This window comes from Streptomyces sp. RLA012, from assembly GCF_056270325.1.
Genome location: NZ_JBWDPA010000002.1, coordinates 6,532,887 through 6,548,489, shown reverse-complemented (window position 1 = coordinate 6,548,489; position 15,603 = coordinate 6,532,887). Strand labels below are relative to the sequence as shown.

The 15,603-nt window shown below is 70.5% G+C and carries 11 protein-coding genes; 4 read left to right on the top strand and 7 right to left on the bottom strand.

From position 1 onward, the window contains the following. Window positions 1-185 precede the first annotated feature (185 nt). The 3 genes from RV986_RS30115 (at window position 186) to RV986_RS30105 (ending at window position 4,019) form a co-directional block, all read left to right on the top strand. Complete coding sequence (locus tag RV986_RS30115; RefSeq protein ID WP_475920395.1) at window positions 186-1,787, top strand: tryptophan halogenase family protein; 1,602 nt, start codon at window positions 186-188, stop codon at window positions 1,785-1,787. Between the two features lie 239 nt (window positions 1,788-2,026). Continuing rightward, entirely contained in the window at window positions 2,027-2,764 is a 738-nt protein-coding gene (locus RV986_RS30110) for a flavin reductase family protein (RefSeq protein WP_475920394.1), read from the top strand. After that, the gene (locus RV986_RS30105; protein ID WP_475920393.1) at window positions 2,751-4,019 is read left to right on the top strand and encodes a cation:proton antiporter domain-containing protein; all 1,269 of its coding nucleotides are present in this window, start codon (window positions 2,751-2,753) and stop codon (window positions 4,017-4,019) included. The genes RV986_RS30110 and RV986_RS30105 overlap by 14 nt, the downstream gene beginning before the upstream one ends. Window positions 4,020-4,242: 223 nt before the next feature. On the opposite strand, the gene trpD is transcribed toward RV986_RS30105, so the two are convergent. From trpD to RV986_RS30070, 7 genes are all read right to left on the bottom strand, one after another. Continuing rightward, on the bottom strand, window positions 4,243-5,322 hold the full coding sequence (trpD, locus tag RV986_RS30100) for an anthranilate phosphoribosyltransferase (protein ID WP_475920392.1): 1,080 nt from the start codon (window positions 5,320-5,322) through the stop codon (window positions 4,243-4,245). A gap of 76 nt (window positions 5,323-5,398) precedes the next feature. Continuing rightward, window positions 5,399-5,590 (bottom strand): hypothetical protein, encoded by a 192-nt coding sequence (locus RV986_RS30095; RefSeq protein ID WP_475920391.1) that lies wholly within the window; start codon window positions 5,588-5,590, stop codon window positions 5,399-5,401. Between the two features lie 129 nt (window positions 5,591-5,719). Beyond that, window positions 5,720-7,087 (bottom strand): class II 3-deoxy-7-phosphoheptulonate synthase, encoded by a 1,368-nt coding sequence (locus RV986_RS30090; protein WP_475920390.1) that lies wholly within the window; start codon window positions 7,085-7,087, stop codon window positions 5,720-5,722. A 36-nt stretch (window positions 7,088-7,123) separates the two neighbouring features. Next, window positions 7,124-7,747 (bottom strand): anthranilate synthase component II, encoded by a 624-nt coding sequence (locus RV986_RS30085; protein WP_475920389.1) that lies wholly within the window; start codon window positions 7,745-7,747, stop codon window positions 7,124-7,126. Between the two features lie 316 nt (window positions 7,748-8,063). After that, window positions 8,064-9,572: an anthranilate synthase component I family protein gene (locus RV986_RS30080; protein WP_475920388.1), complete on the bottom strand. Its 1,509-nt coding sequence runs from the start codon at window positions 9,570-9,572 to the stop codon at window positions 8,064-8,066. A gap of 87 nt (window positions 9,573-9,659) precedes the next feature. Continuing rightward, the gene (gene sbnB, locus RV986_RS30075; RefSeq protein WP_475920387.1) at window positions 9,660-10,697 is read right to left on the bottom strand and encodes a 2,3-diaminopropionate biosynthesis protein SbnB; all 1,038 of its coding nucleotides are present in this window, start codon (window positions 10,695-10,697) and stop codon (window positions 9,660-9,662) included. A 292-nt stretch (window positions 10,698-10,989) separates the two neighbouring features. After that, window positions 10,990-13,983, bottom strand: a complete 2,994-nt coding sequence (locus RV986_RS30070) for an AfsR/SARP family transcriptional regulator (RefSeq protein ID WP_475920386.1) — start codon at window positions 13,981-13,983, stop codon at window positions 10,990-10,992. Window positions 13,984-14,537: 554 nt separating this feature from the next. Here RV986_RS30070 and RV986_RS30065 point away from each other — a divergent pair. Beyond that, window positions 14,538-15,524: an ArsR/SmtB family transcription factor gene (locus RV986_RS30065; protein WP_475920385.1), complete on the top strand. Its 987-nt coding sequence runs from the start codon at window positions 14,538-14,540 to the stop codon at window positions 15,522-15,524. Window positions 15,525-15,603: the final 79 nt, after the last annotated feature.

Here is a 15,603-nt window from a genome sequence, read left to right as displayed (position 1 = left end):
TGGGAGTTGCGGGCGCTTTTCGACGGACCGACCATCGCGCAGCCGCCTATACCTCATCCATACAAAGCTGCTCAAGCAAGTAATCCGGCCATCTATAGAAGACTCATAGCGGGCTCGCTGACTCTGGCGTGCAAAGCACTCGACAAGGTGCCGTCGCACATTCCACCGGAAGAAAGAGCCTGCACATGACCGACACCGACTCGCGCATCCGCAAGGTCGTCATTCTCGGCGGCGGTACGGCCGGCTGGATGACCGCCGCCTATCTCGGCAAGGCGCTCCAGGGCACCGTGGACATCCAGGTCCTGGAGGCCCCTGCCATCCCCCGGATCGGCGTGGGGGAGGCCACCGTCCCCAATCTGCACCGCGTGCTCTTCGACTACCTCGGGATACCCGAGGAGGAGTGGATGCGGGAGTGCAACGCCAGCTTCAAGATGGCCGTCCGCTTCGTGAACTGGCGCACTCCCGGCCGCGGTCAGGCCGACGCGCGCACCCTGGACGGTGGCCGACCCGACCACTTCTACCACCCTTTCGGCATCCTGCCCGACCACGACAACACGCCACTCTCGCACTACTGGTTCAAGAACAAGTACGAGGGCGCCACGGACGAGCCCTTCGACTACTCCTGCTTCCGCGAGCCCCCGGTGATGGACGCCAAGAAGTCGCCGAAGTGGCTCGACGGCACCGAGTCGACGCGCTACGCCTGGCACTTCGACGCGGCTCTGGTCGCGGACTTCCTGCGCCGCTTCGCCACCGACAAGCAGGGCGTCGAGCACGTCCAGGACGAGATGGTGCGGGTCGAGCAGGACGAGCGCGGCCATGTCACCGCCCTGCACACCAAATCCGGCCGAGTACTGGACGCGGACCTGTTCGTCGACTGCTCCGGCTTCCGCGGCCTGCTGATCAACAAGGCACTGGGCGAGCCGTTCATCGACATGAGCGACCACCTCATGTGCAACAGCGCGGTCGCCACCGCCGTCCCGCACGACGACGCGACGAACGGTGTGGAGCCGTACACCTCGGCGATCGCGATGTCCGCCGGCTGGGCCTGGAAGATCCCGATGCTGGGCCGCTTCGGTTCCGGCTATGTGTACTCCAGCAAGTTCACCTCTCAGGAGGAGGCGACCGAGGAATTCTGCCAGCTGTGGGGCCTCGACCCGGAGACCACGAAGTTCAACCATGTGCGCTTCCGCGTCGGCCGCAACCGCCGCGCCTGGGTGAACAACGTGGTGAGTATCGGCCTTTCCTCGTGCTTCCTGGAGCCGCTGGAGTCGACCGGCATCTACTTCATCACCGCCGCCATCTACCAGCTCGCGAAGCACTTCCCGGACCGCACCTTCAACCCGGCGCTCGTGGACAGCTTCAACCACGAGATCGAGACGATGTTCGACGACACCCGGGACTTCATCCAGGCGCACTTCTACTACGCGCCGCGCAATGACACGCCTTTCTGGAAGGCGCAGAAGGACCTGGTGCTCCCGGAGAACATCCAGAAGAAGATCGAGGCCTACAAGGCGGGGCTGCCGATCAATTCACCGATCGCCGACGAGTCCACGTACTACGGCAACTTCGAGGCGGAGTTCCGCAACTTCTGGACGAACGGCAGCTATTACTGCATCTTCGCCGGCCTCGGCCTGGAGCCGGACACCCCGCTGCCCGCGCTCGCCCACAAGCCCGAGTCCGTCGCGGGTGCGGCGCCGCTGTTCGACAAGGTCAAGCAGGAGCAGCAGCACCTGCTGGACACGCTCCCCAGCGCCTACGACTACCTGCGTCAACTGCACGGCAAGTAGACCGGCTTCGGCACCGTACGCAGTCCGGTTTCAGCACGGCGAGCAGGCCTGCTTCCGCATCGGCCCGGCGGCACCGACCCCCCGCGGTCCGCCGGGCCGGGCCCGGCCGCACGGCCCGCTTCCCCGACAGTGCGCGCGCTTCTCCGACATACCCGCCCGCTTCTCCCCCGGCGCGCGCACGGCCCCGTCCCCCATGTCCGTATGTCCGCAGCGAAAGACACCGACAGGAGTCGTCCTGCATGACCGACACGACTGGCACGACTGGCACCACCGGCACGACCGAACTCACCGACGACGCCGGCGTCACCGGCGTCACCGGCGTCACCGGCGTCACCGACACCGACACCGACATCGCCAACGTCACCGACATCCGTCCGTTGATGTCCGCCTTCCCGTCCGGGGTGGGCGTGGTGGCGGCGCTCGACGCCGACTCGGCACCCCGCGGAATGACCTGCAGCTCGCTCGCGAGCGTGGCGCTGGCCCCGGCGACGCTCGTGGTCTGCCTGCGCACGGCGAGCCCCACCTTCCGAGCAGCGCTGGAGAGCGGGCAGTTCGCGCTGAACCTGCTGCACGAGGACGCCCGCGCCGTGTCCGACCTGTTCGCCTCGGGCAACGCCGAGCGATTCACGCTCACCGAGTGGCGGCTGCCGCTCGGCGCGGCCGGCCCGCATCTGACGCACGCCGCGCTCGCCGTGGCGGACTGCACGGTCACCCGGACCGTGGAGGTCGGGGACCACACGGCCGTCTTCGGCCGGGTCACCCGCGTCACGCTCACCGACGACAAGGCGCCCCTGCTGTACGGCAGGCGCCGCTACGCCCGCTGGTCGGCGGCGGCGTCGGCCCCACCACCGCAGGCGGCACCCGCCGCCCTGCGGGTGCCCGCCCCACGGGAGGTCCCCGTGGAAGTTCCCCTGGTCGTTCCCGAGGTTGTTCCCGTGGAAGTCCCCCTGGAAGGAGACGCCCGTGTCCGCTCCTGACCCGTTGCCCGACCTGTTGATCGCCGTCCCCGCGGTGATCCTCGCCTGCCGGGCCGGCGCCCTGCTGTTCCGCCGGATCGGTCAGCCCCCGGTGATCGGCGAGATCACCCTCGGCATCCTGCTCGGGCCCTCGCTGCTGGGCTGGATCTCCCCCTCCGCCCAGCACTGGCTGTTCCCGCCCGAGTCCCTGCCGTACATCGGCGTCCTGGGCAACCTCGGCCTGCTGGCCTTCATGTTCCTGGTCGGCCTGGAACTGGACCTGTCGGCGCTGCGCGGGCACGGCCGTACCGCCGTCGCCGTCAGCCAGGTCAGCATCGCGCTGCCACTGGCCCTCGGCTCACTGCTCGCGCTCGGCATGTACGACACGTTCGCGCCGAAGGGCGTGGACCGGCTGCCGTTCGTGCTGTTCATCGCCGTCTCCATGAGCATCACGGCGTTCCCGGTGCTGGCCCGCATCCTCACCGACCGCGGCCTGTACACCACGCGCCTGGGCTCCCTGGCGATGGCGTGCGCGGCGGTCGACGACGTCAGCGCCTGGTGCCTGCTGGCCGTGGTGGTCGCCGTCGGCACGAGCGGCACCGCCGAGCACGCCGCGCTGACCGCGATGTGGTCCATCGGCTTCCTCGTCCTCATGCTGTACGTGGTCCGGCCACTGCTCGCCCGGCTGGTGGCCCGCGCGGGGCGGGCCGTGGAGAGCACGGTCCTGGTCGCGATGTTCAGCGGGCTGTGCCTGTCGGCGTACCTCACCGACCGGATCGGCATCCACGCCCTGTTCGGCGCCTTCCTCTTCGGTGTGGTCACCCCGCGCGGTTCGCGGGCGGTCGAGCTGTCCGCCGCGCGGCTGCGGGCCTTCACGCTCCCGGTGCTGCTGCCCCTGTTCTTCGTCAGCACCGGACTGCGCACCGATGTCTCGCTGCTCACCGGCGGTGCGACGCCGTGGCTGTGGGCCGGCGCGGTGCTGGCGGTCGCGGTGGTCGGCAAGTGGGGCGGCAGTACGGTGGCCGCGCGGCTGTCCGGGCAGAGCTGGCGGGACGCGATGTCCCTCGGCTCGCTGATGAACTGCCGTGGGCTGACCGAGCTGATCGTTCTCAACATGGGCCTCCAACTGGGTGTGATCGGGCCAGAGTTGTTCACCATCCTGGTGCTCATGGCTCTGATCACCACCGCGATCACCTCCCCTGCCCTCACCTGGTTCCTCCGCACTCCCGAACCGGACACCGCACCCGCGCGCCCCGAACCGGTCCCGTCTCCGTGACCGTGCCGCCCGCGGCCGTGCCCCCGCTCCCCATCAGGAGCCGGGCACGGCCGCGACGGCGATCCGGGGCAAAGCCCCGCCCCCAATCGACGACAGCCGGACGGGAATCCGGGGCGAAGCCCCGGCCTCAGGGGCGCGGGGAACTGCGCGACCAGCCCCCACCCACCCGCACCCGATCAACGCACCCGACGTACCAGACGTACCCGACGTACCCGACACCCCCTCAAGCGGCCCGCGCCAACGCACACACCCCGCTGGCAGCCACCCACCGCTCCAACACACCCCCCGCGGACCCCGAGTCGACAGACTCGACAGCCCGCACGAGCCCCGCACCAAGACGCTCGGTCACCGAACGCCCCGCGGCCGGCTCCGCCGCGGCCAGCGCGGCCGCCGCCGAGAGCAGCACCGCATCCCGTACCGGCCCCCGCTCCCCCTCCAGCACCCGCCGCGCCACCGCGGCGTTGTACGCGGCGTCAGCCCCGCGCAGCGCCTCGATCGGAGCCCGGCCGATGCCGAGGTCACGGGGGTCGAAGGACTCCTGCCGTACGCTCCCCTCCTCCACGGCGAAGACGGTCGACGTCGTGGTGACCGTCAGCTCGTCCAGGCCGTCGTCACCCCGGAACACCAGCGCCGTACCGCCGCGCCGGGCCAGCACCCCCGCGATCAGCGGCAGCAGCCGGGCGTCGGCCACTCCCACCGCCTGGGCGGTGGGCGCCGCCGGGTTGGTCAGCGGGCCCAGGGCGTTGAAGACGGTGGGGATGCCCAGCGCCCGCCGCGCACCGGCCGCGTACCGCATCGCCGGATGGAAGTCGGGGGCGAAGCAGAAGGTGATCCCGGCCTCCTCGGCGAGCGCGGCGACCTGTTCCGGTGCCAGCCGCAGGGTCACTCCGAGTTCTTCGAGCACGTCGGCCGATCCCGAGGCCGACGACGAGGCGCGGTTGCCGTGCTTGACGACCCGCTCCCCGGCGCCCGCCACGACCAGCGCGGACATGGTGGAGATGTTGACGGTCTTCGCCCCGTCTCCCCCGGTGCCCACCACATCGACGGTCCTCCCCGGCACGTCGATGCGCACGGCGTGCGCCATCATTCCCCGTACTAGCCCTTCGAGTTCGCCGACCGTCTCCCCCTTGGCGCGCAGTGCCACCAGGAAGCCGGCGATCAGGGCGTCGGGGACGTTGCCCCGCATCACCTGGTCCATCACCCACGTGGTGTCCGCCCCGGTCAGATCACGACCGGTCAGGACGGAGTCGAGCAGTCCGGGCCAGGAACGTTCCGGCCGGCCCGGGTCAGGCCTTGTGTTCACTCGCGTTCTCCTCAGTCAGTCGGTCCCTCGGTCCCGTGATCCCGTGATCCCTTGGGACCGGGACGCTTCGGAAGCGTCAGCTCCAGGGGTCCACGCCGTCGGTGCCGTTCACGGCCGCGCCGACGTTCAGGTCCGCCGCCACGCTGTGCGCGGCCCCCCGGGTCACCGCGTGGGCGTCCTCGGCGACCGCCAGCGTGGTGAACAGCGCACCCGCGGCGAAGACGCCGACGAAAAGAACCTGAACCTGGGACTTCTTAACGAGCTGCATTTCCGTCTCCCGTTGGTTATTCATTCGCTTGCTGCCGCTTCTTCCTGACAGCAAGAAAATTACGGAGCTGCGGCTTCGCTTTATTATCGGTGGAGCTTCGCCTCCTTCCGAGAAACGATAACGGTGATATCAGTGCAGGCCAGCGGCCGGATGCTGAAAATCGGACCGCCAAATTCCGGCGACCAGGAAGGCGAGTTCCAGGGACTGTTCACGATTCAACCTGGGGTCGCAGGTGGATTCGTATCGATCGGCCAGATCTTCGAGGGCGAGTTCACCCCCGCCCCCCACGCACTCGGTGACATCGGAACCCGTGAATTCCAGATGTATTCCGCCCGGATGCGTGCCCAGCGCCCGGTGCACCTCGAAGAAGCCCTTGACCTCGTCGACGATGGCGTCGAAGTGCCGGGTCTTGTGGCCCGAGGGCGCCTCGAAGGTGTTGCCGTGCATGGGGTCGCAGATCCACACCACGCCCGCACCCTCGGCGGTCACCTTCTCCACCAGCACGGGCAGCCGCTGCCGTATCGTTTCGGCACCCATCCGGACGACCAGGGTGAGCCGACCGGGCTCCCGGTGCGGATCGAGCTTGTCGACGAGCCGCAGCAGGGTGTCCGAGTCGGTGGCCGGGCCCAGTTTCACGCCGATCGGGTTGGCGAGGGTCGAGAAGAACTCGACGTGGGCGCCGCCCAGGTCCCGGGTGCGCTCACCGATCCACACCATGTGCCCGCTGGAGGCGTACCGCAGCCCCGTGAGCGGGTCCTCGCGCACCAGGGCGTCCTCGTAGTCGAGGAGCAGCCCCTCGTGGCTGACGAAGAACTCCACTCCGTGCTGGACCCGTTCGTCGGCCCCGCAGGCCCGCATGAAACGCAGCGCCTGGTCGATGCGGGTGGCCAGTTCCGCGTAGCGCCCGCCGACCGGTGAGCGCGCGATGAAGTCCTGGTTCCAGGCGTGCGCCCGGCGCAGATCGGCGTCCCCGCCGGTGCTGTAGGCCCGTACCAGGTTGAGGGTGGCGGCGGCCGCCTGATGGACCCGCAGCAGCCGCCGGGGGTCGGGGGTGCGGTCGGCCGCGGTGAACGGGAAGCCGTTGACCGCGTCGCCCCGGTAGGCGGGCAGGGTGACCCCGGCGCGCGTCTCGGTGGGGCGGGAGCGCGGCTTGGCGTACTGGCCGGCCATCCGGCCGAGCTTCACCACGGGCATGGAGGCGGCGTAGGTGAGCACCAGCGCCATCTGCAGCAGGGTGTGCATCTTGGCCCGTACGCTCTCGGCGCGCACGTCGTCGAAGGTCTCGGCGCAGTCCCCGCCCTGCAGTACGAACGCCTCGCCGCGGGCGACCGCCGCGAGCCGGTGGGTGAGCAGCTCGCACTCCTCGGGGACCACGAGGGGCATGGCACCCCGCAGTTCGTCCCGGACCGCGGCGAGGGCGTCCGGGTCGGGCCAGTCGGGCTGTTGCGCGGCGGGCAGGCCCCGCCAGGAGTCCTGTTCCTCCTTGGGATACAGCACGTCGATGTGCTCCCTTCAAGGTCGGGCAGTGATGGGTCAGACAGCGTTCATGGCCGGATCACCGGCCGGGTGGGCGGCGGGTGCGGCGGCGGGTGCGGCGGCGGACAGAAAGTTCTCCAGCAGCCGCATCCCGCCCACGGTGGTGATGGACTCCGGATGGAACTGCACACCCTCAACAGCGAGTTGACGGTGCCTCAGTCCCATCGCGTAGCCGTCGTCCACGGCCCGCGCGGTCACGGTCAGCTCCGCGGGCAGCGGTTCGGCGACGATCAGTGAGTGATAGCGGGTGGCGGTCATCTCCGCGCCCAGGCCCGTGAAGACCCCGGCCCCGTCGTGCGCGACCCGGCTGGTCTTGCCGTGCTTGAGCCGGTCCGCGACGGTGATCCGGGCCCCGTACGCGAGCCCGATGGCCTGGTGGCCGAGGCAGATGCCGAGCAGCGGCACCCGCCCGGCGAAGGCGTGCACCAGCTCCACGTGCCCGGAGTCCGCCGGGTGGCCGGGCCCGGGCCCGAGCACCACCGCGTCCGGCTCCAGGTCCAGGAGCTGCTCCGGGGTGCGGGTGCCCGACCGTACGACGTCGGTGTCGGCGCCCAGCCCCCGCAGATACTGGTCGATGATGTGGGTGAAGCTGTCGTACGCGTCGACGAGCAGGACGTTCACCGGGTCCCTCCGAGGATGCCCCGGCATTCAGGCCTGGGAGGAATCGGACTCCTGCGGAGCAGGGCAGGGAACGGGGTTTCGCCTCCAGGGCGAATCCCCATCCACGCGATCGGGTAAAGTGCTCGATGTGCGCTGCGAGAACCAAGCGCGCACACCGTGCTGAGCGAGAGCCAAGCCAGCACAGCAACTCCTTTGCTTGTAGTACCAAACCGGGCAGGTTCCGACCCGGCTGGTGTTGAGGGTGTAAGACCCGTAGGTCCGCTGGACCCGTAGGCAGCCTGAGCCAGGAATCCCCCTGCTTCAGCGGGGGAAGGGTTCAAGGCAGCAGCTCCTCACCGGTCAGCGCCCAGTGGGCCGCGCCCATCTTGTGCAGCGTCTCGTGCCACTCGGCGAGCGGCCGGGAGTCGGCGACGATGCCCGCGCAGCTCTGCGTGGAGTACGTCGTCCCGTCGTACGTGATCGTCCTGATGCACAGCGCGAGCCGTGACCAGCCGCGCACGTCGACCAGCCCGACCGCGCCCGCGTACATCCCGCGCGGCTCGGACTCCAGTTCCTCGATGATCTCCATGGCGCGGATCTTCGGGGCGCCGGTGACCGTGCCCGCGGGGAAGGTGGCGCGCAGCGCGGACCAGGTGTCCTCGCCGGGTTCGAGCACGCCCTCCACGGTGGAGACCAGGTGGAAGACGTGCGAGTAGCGCTCGACCGTCATCAGCTGGTCCGCGGCGAGCGTGCCGGGCCGGCAGACCCGGCCGATGTCGTTGCGGCACAGGTCGACCAGCATGACGTGCTCGGCCCGCTCCTTCTCGCTGGCCTTCAGCGCCTCGACGCGCGGCCAGTCGATGGTCGGGTCGCCGCTGCGCGGGGTGGTGCCGGCGATCGGCCGCATCACGATCCGCTCGCCCTCGGTGCGGAACAGCACCTCCGGGCTCGCCCCGATGAGCGTCGATCCGTCCCGCGGCACGAGGTACATGTACGGCGACGGATTGCGCTGCCGCAGCCGCCGGTAGACGTCCAGCGGGGTCAGCTCGGTGTCCACGTCGATGCGGTGGCCGATCTGGATCTGGTAGATGTCGCCGACGCCGATGTGGGCGAGGCAGCGCTCCACCTTGCCGACGAAGGACGCCTCGTCGATGGAGTCGCGCACACCGCGCGGCGCGGGTGCCTCGGGCACCGGCCCGACCGGGCGCAGCGCGGCCACGGCGGTGGCGATCACGGCCGGGTCGGCGGGCGGGAAGTCCTCGCTGCGCGCGGTGAGATGGTGGGCGGTGCCCGCGTCGACGTCGTAGCGCACGACGTCCCGGAAGAGCGTCAGGACCAGGTCCGGGCCACTGTCCGCGGTGCGCTCGGGCAGCCGCTCCATGTGCCAGGCGGCGCCGTAGCCGACGGTGGTCAGAAAGCCGAAGGCGTACGTGTCCGGGGGCACCTCGGTGTTCACGGCGAACGACTCCTGCGCGGCCCGCAGCAGCTGCCACACCTGCCCGCCGGAGCTCAGCGTGTGGCCGCCGTCCGGCCGCCGGGCCAGCCCCAGCCCCTCGGCGGCGGCGCGCAGGACCCGGGTGATCGGGGCGATGCCGGAGACGGTGATCCGGTCGGCGTGGACCTGGAGTTCGGCGAGCCGGCCGTATCCGACGACGGCGGTGTTGCCGTCCTGGTCGGGCGCCTCCAGGCTCTCCAGCAGGAACACCTCGTCCGCGGAGCGCTCGCGCAGCGCCGCGTACAGCTCCAGCGGGTCGTGCGGGGTGAGCGGTATCTCGTCGACCTGGACGGCGAGGGGCCGGCGTGGGGCACCGGCCGCTCTGGTCGGGGAGTCGAGCAGTGTGGTCACAGTGAGCTCATTCCTCGTGCGAACGGGTGGGCGGGATGGACGGGAAGGTGGCCGGGAAGGTGGCCGGGAGGGTGGCCGGGCCCCGGGTCAGCCGTAGCGGCGCAGCTCGTGGAAGAAGTCCTCCTCGACGGCGAGTTCACCGGCGGCGAGCAGGGAGTCGTACACGTGCTTGCCGACCGCGAGGTCCAGGACGCCGAGGCCGAAGGGCGAGAAGAACACGGGCCGGTCGGCGGGCACGGAGACCTCACCGGTGAGGACGTCGTACAAAGTGCCGTCGATGAAGTCGCGCCCCCCACTCAGCTGTTCGGCCAGATGCGGGGAGGTGTCGGCCTTCAGACAGTGCTCGACGTCGTCGACGAAGTTGGCGCCGCCGAGGATCACTTCGGCCCCCAGGTCGCGCAACGACACATGCAGGACCAGCGGATTGTGGTCGAACCAACCGGGATCGGTGACGTGCGGAGTCCCGGCGACGGTGGCGAACACCACCAGGTCACTACGGCGAATCAGCTCCTCCGCACCACCGTGCACGGTGATCCGCCCGCTCTCTCCCACCCTCCCCAGATATCCCGCGAACCCGTCCGCGTGCTCCCGCGAAAGGTCGTGCACGCCGATCTCGTCGAATTCCAGACCGCATCCGACGAGGTACTCGTGGATGTAACGGGCGATGAGTCCGACCCCGAAGAAACCGACCCTGCGCGGCCGTACCCCCCTTTCCGCGCTGAGCGTCGCGGCGGCCAGCGCCGCGGAGGCCGCGGTGCGGGCCGCGCTGATGATGGAACTCTCCAGGCAGGCCAGCGGATAGCCGGTGTCGTGGTCGTTGAGGATGAGCACGGCGGAGGCACGCGGAATGCCGGCCGCCACATTCTCCGGGAAGCTGGAAATCCACTTCAGTCCGTCGACGCGGACGTCACCGCCGATCGACGCGGGGAGCGCGATGATCCGGGCCGTGGGACGGTCGGGAAAGCGCAGGAAGTAGGACGGCGGATTGACGGTGTCACCGGCCCCGTGGACGCGGTACGCCGATTCCACGAGACGCACCACCTCCCGGTGCCGGCCCTGGAGGACCCGGTGAACCTGGGCCCCGGAAATCATGGCAAAGGAAGGCGCCTTGACCACAGGCGGCATGGTGTACTCCACAGCTCGGCTGGCGGTTGTCCCAGTCGAAGGTAAGCGGGTTCCTTATCGACGGATTATTGGACGTCTACATCGGGGAATTGCCGAACTCTCCCCGCCGCACCCATGCATGGCCCGGACAATGACATTCGAATATGCGCGACCGTTTCCACGGTCACAGCCCCCGACGGCTTCCAGCCGTTCACACCGCCACGACACCCCCGACCGGAACACCCAGTTCCAGCCGATCGCACCCCACCCCCACCCGCACCGGCACGGCCCCGCCCCACCCCCCAGGCAGGTGCTACCCCCGCTCCTCCTGGCCCCCGCTCTCCTCCTCCACCCGCGCCAGCGCCCGCTCCGCCTGCTCCTGCCACTGCGGCGCGGCAACCCGCACGAACACCTCGTGAGCGATGACGAGGGACTCCCGCGCCTCCTCGTACCGCCCCCGCAGCCGGCGCGCCTCACCCAGGATCAGATTGATCCGCCCGTCCACGAGCGGGCTGTCGATCCGCCCGACGATCTCCAGCGCCTCCATCAGCACGTCCTCGGCCGCGTCGGCGTCACCCCGCCCGAGCCGCACCTCGCCGAGTCCCAGCAGCGCGTACGCCAGTCCGACCAGGTCGGACTTGGCCTTCACCAGGGCCACCACCTGCTGAAACGCTTCTTCTGCCTGCTCGTACTCCTCCTGCGCCAGATGCACCCGGCCGAGCCGGTGCACGGTCTGCGCGGCGCCCCGCTTACTGCCCCCCGTGATCGACTTCTGGAGTTCCACCGCCTCGATGCTCAGCTTCATCGCCAGGTCGTTGCGGCCCCGGTCGATCTCGATCTGGGCCATGTTGTCCAGCGTGTGCGCCTCGGACGCCATGTCGCCCACCGCCCGGAAGATGTCCCGCGCGGTCTCCAACTGCAGCATGGCGATCTCCAGTTCCCCCCGGAACCGCTCCAGGATCGACAGGTTCCGCAGGTTCAGCGCCCGCCCGTGGTCCTCCCCGATCCGGTCGAACAGCGCCAGCGCCTCGCTGTAGCGGTCGTGCGCCGCGTCCAGCTCGCGGTACGACTGGGCCACCCCGCCGAGCTGGTGCAGCATCGCCGCCTGACCGCGCAGGTTCCCGCTCTCCCGGGTCGCCGCGAGCGCCGCCTCCGAGCACACCCGCCAGTCCTCCAGATAGTGCCGCGTCTCGAACAGCACCGCCGCCGACACCGTGATGTCCCAGGCCAGGTCGTCCATGCCGAGCCCCGCCGCCTGCTCCACCGCCGCCACCAGCGACAGCCGCTCCGCCTCCAGCCACTCCAGCGGGGAGTCCAGCAGCTCGTCCACGTGGATGCAGTCGATCGTCCGGCGCGGCACCTCACTGTGCACCACGCTGAAGTAGCCGCCGTACTCCCGCCGATGGGCCTCCTCGGCGATCGTCAGCCAGGTGCGGAACGCCCGCTCCCGCGCCGCCCGCTGCTCGTCCTCGGGCTCCTCCGCATACGCCCGCTCCCGCGCGTACAGCCGCATCAGGTTCTGCAGCCGGTAGCGCAGCCGCCCGGTCTGGTCGACACCGACGACCTCCAGGAACTGGGCGTCGACCAGGTCCTCCATCAGCCGCTCGGCGTCCAGCACGTCGATGTCCAGCAGCGCCCCCGCCACCCAGGCCGCGAAGTCCGGCACGTCCAGCAGCCCGAGCCGCCGGAACAGCAGCGCCGTGTCCTGCGACAGATAGCGGTACGACAGCTCGAAGCTGGCCCGCACCTGGGCCGCGCCCTGGCTCAGCTCGTCCAGCCGGCGCCGCTCGTCGCCGAGCCGCGTCACCAGGTGCCGTACGGTCCAGTGCGGCTTCGAGGCGAGCCGGGCCGCCGCGATCCGCAGCGCCAGCGGCAGCCGGTCGCACAGCTCGGTCAGCCGCCCGGCGTCCGCCCGCGCGGAGGCGATCCGCTGCTCGCCCACGATCCTGCCGAGCAGCTCCACGGCCTCCGGCTCCGGCAGCACCCCCAGGTGCACCCGGGCCTCCTGCGGCCAGGTGACCAGCTCCTCCAGCTGCTCCCGGCTGGTGACCAGCACCGCGCAGCCCCCGCTGCTCGGCAGCAGGGGCTGGATCTGTGCGTAAGAGCGGACGTTGTCCAGGACGAACAGGACCTGCCGCTCGGCCAGCACACTGCGGTACAGCGCGACCAGGTCCTCCGGCTGGGCCGGTATCTGGTCGCTCGGCACGCCCAGCGAGCGCAGGAACCGGCTGATCACATCGCCGGCCTGGGTCGGCTCGTGCTTCTCGTCGTACCCGCGCAGATCCGCGAACAGCCGCCCGTCGGGGAAGCGGGCGGCGGCCCGGTGCGCCCAGCGCACCGCGAGACCGGTCTTGCCGCCCCCGGCGATCCCGGTGATCAGCCCGATGGCGGGCGCGTGCTGCCGGTCCCGGCCGGTGACCAGCGTGTCCAGCAGGGAGAGTTCGACCTCCCGCCCGGAGAATCCGGAGACGTCCGGGGGGAGTTCGGAGGGCACGATGAGGTTCTCTGCGCGTAGCGCCTCGGCGGCCGGGACAGCGGGAGCGGGTGCCAGTGACGGGTCGTCGCGCAGGATCGCGTCGTGCAGCCGCTGCAGATCCGGGCCCGGCTCCATCCCCAGCTCGTCGATGAACTGGCTGCGCGCCTCCCGGAAGGTCGCCATCGCCTCGGCCCGCCGCCCGGACCGGTACTGCGCGAGCATCAGATGGTGCCGGGTCCGCTCCCGCAGCGGATGCTCCCGCACCGCGGCGGCCAGTTCCGGCACCAGGTCCTGGTGGTCACCGAGTTCCAGCCGTACGGCGGTGGCGTCGTCGTACGCGTTGAGCCGGTGCCCCTCCAGACGTGCCGCCTCGTCCTCCACCACCGGGCTGTCGATCCCCGCGAAGGCGGGCCCGCGCCACAGCGCCAGCGCCCGCGCGTAGCAGTCCGCCGCCTCCGCCTGCCGCCCCCGCTGCACGGCCGTCTCGGCGCTCTTGACCAGCCCCGCGAACTCCAGCCCGTCCACCGAGTGCCCCTCGGCCCGGAAGACATAGCCGGGGTGGGCGGTGACGATGATCTCCTCCGTCGCGCCCTCCTTCTTGAAGGTCTTGCGCAGCGCGGCGATCACGATGGCTATCTGGGTGCGCGCGGTGGCCGGAGGGCGGCTGTTCCAGACAGCCTCGATCAGGGAGTCGACCGGCACGATCCGGCCGGAGTTGAGTAACAGCAGGGCGAGCACCGTACGCTGCCGTGCTCCCCCGACGGCCAGACTGCGCCCGTTCGCCGTGACCGTCAGTGGACCAAGAAACTCAAATCTGAGCTGCTCGCCCACGGATGTCCCCTCCCCAAGAACAACATCCAGCATTCAGACCGGCGCGCCATGACAGTACCCGATCGGCGGGATTGAGCTGTTGTCTTATTTGACGTGGGGGGAGGTGTGAACCGAACGCGTTTCGCGGTAAACAATCTTCCCGTGATCGGCACTTGAAGGCAAGCGAAGTTTCCGGAAGAGAGTTTCCCGACTTCCGTGCAAGCTTCAGCTCTTCACTTCATCGCCAGTCAGCGCGAGTGTCGGCTTCACCGCGTTCGAGGCCTCCGCCGACACCGCCATCCCCGTTCATCCCCGTTCCAGGAGCCACGAGTCGGGCCGTCGGGCCCGCGCGCGCCGCTCCCATCCCCCTGTCTTGCCAAGATACTCGCCCCGCGCGCGCGACCGAAGGTCTGCGCGGTCACGCGTGCGCCAAGTCTGCGCCCCCCGTGCGGTATCGGCTGCGTACGAGACCGTCGTTATTGTTTCGCCGAACAGCGAAACCGACCAGCGAAACCGGACAGTGGAACCGAAGAGTGCGCCGAGGCCGGCACGGGCCCGGCCGGCAGGAGGCGGACATGGGCTGGTGGCAGGTCAACGCCGACACTCTCGCCCGCAGCCGCTTCGTGCTCTCGCCGCTCGCCGAGACCTTCGCCGGTCTCAGGACGCTGCAGGCAGGGACGGCCGCGCACCCCGGCGAGCGGGCCTGGCTCGACGCCCATCTGCCCGCGTACCGGGCGCGGTTGGCGGACGATCCGGTCACCGAGCTGCTCATCCGGGCCGGGCTCGGCCGGGAGTGGATCGCCGACTTCCTGACGCCGACGCCGCGCGGCGAGGCCGACTTCGAGGAGGAGGTCGTCCGGGTGCGGGAGGTGTCGCCCTCGGCCGCCCGCGCCCATCTCACCGTCGCCCTGGGCGGGCCGCTCCCCGCCGTCCTGCACCGCGACGACCTTCCAGGGCGCGCCGCCGACCTGCTCACCGACGTGTGGACCGAGGCCGTACGCCCTTACTGGGCCCGGCGCCGACGCGTCCTGGAGGCCGATGTGGTGTCCCGTGGCGCGCAGTTGAGCCAGGCCGGCTGGGCGGCCGCGCTGGGCGCGCTGAGGCCGGGCATGCGCTGGCTGGGCGACAACCGGCTGCAGGTCAACCTCCACGAGTACCCGCCGCGCGAGCTCTCCGGCGCCGAGCTGGTGCTCGTGCCCGTCACCCCGCAGCGCGTCGGATGGGTGTCGTGGGAGGAGCCGCACCGGTACGCGGTCGTCTACCCGTGCTCGGGCGCGCTCGCCCACACCGGTCCCGAAGCGGTGCCGGAGAGCCTGGGCGCGCTGCTCGGCCCCGCCCGCGCGGGCGTCCTCGTCCTGCTGGACTCCCCCATGAGCACGACCCAGCTGGTCGCCGTGACCGGGCAGGGGCTGGGCTCGGTCGGCCGGCATCTGAAGGTGCTGCTGAACGCCGGGCTGATACGCAGACGACGGGCCGGACGAACGGTGCTGTACGACCGGACACCGGCGGGCGAGGTACTCGTCGAGGCACAGTCGCAGGCGGGACCGAGCCGCTCCCGGTAAGAGGGGTGACCGCCCCGTCCGCCCGGCCACCCACCCGCCCCTTCGTTTCGCGCCTCCACGAAACAGTGACGAGCACCCC

Bases quoted from the DNA above. Each gene is read 5' to 3' on its own strand.
- RV986_RS30115 (WP_475920395.1), top strand. From the start codon at position 186: ATGACCGACACCGACTCGCGCATCCGCAAGGTCGTCATTCTCGGCGGC.
- RV986_RS30110 (WP_475920394.1), top strand. From the start codon at position 2,027: ATGACCGACACGACTGGCACGACTGGCACCACCGGCACGACCGAACTC.
- RV986_RS30095 (WP_475920391.1), bottom strand. From the start codon at position 5,590: ATGCAGCTCGTTAAGAAGTCCCAGGTTCAGGTTCTTTTCGTCGGCGTC.
- sbnB (WP_475920387.1), bottom strand. From the start codon at position 10,697: ATGCCGCCTGTGGTCAAGGCGCCTTCCTTTGCCATGATTTCCGGGGCC.
- RV986_RS30065 (WP_475920385.1), top strand. From the start codon at position 14,538: ATGGGCTGGTGGCAGGTCAACGCCGACACTCTCGCCCGCAGCCGCTTC.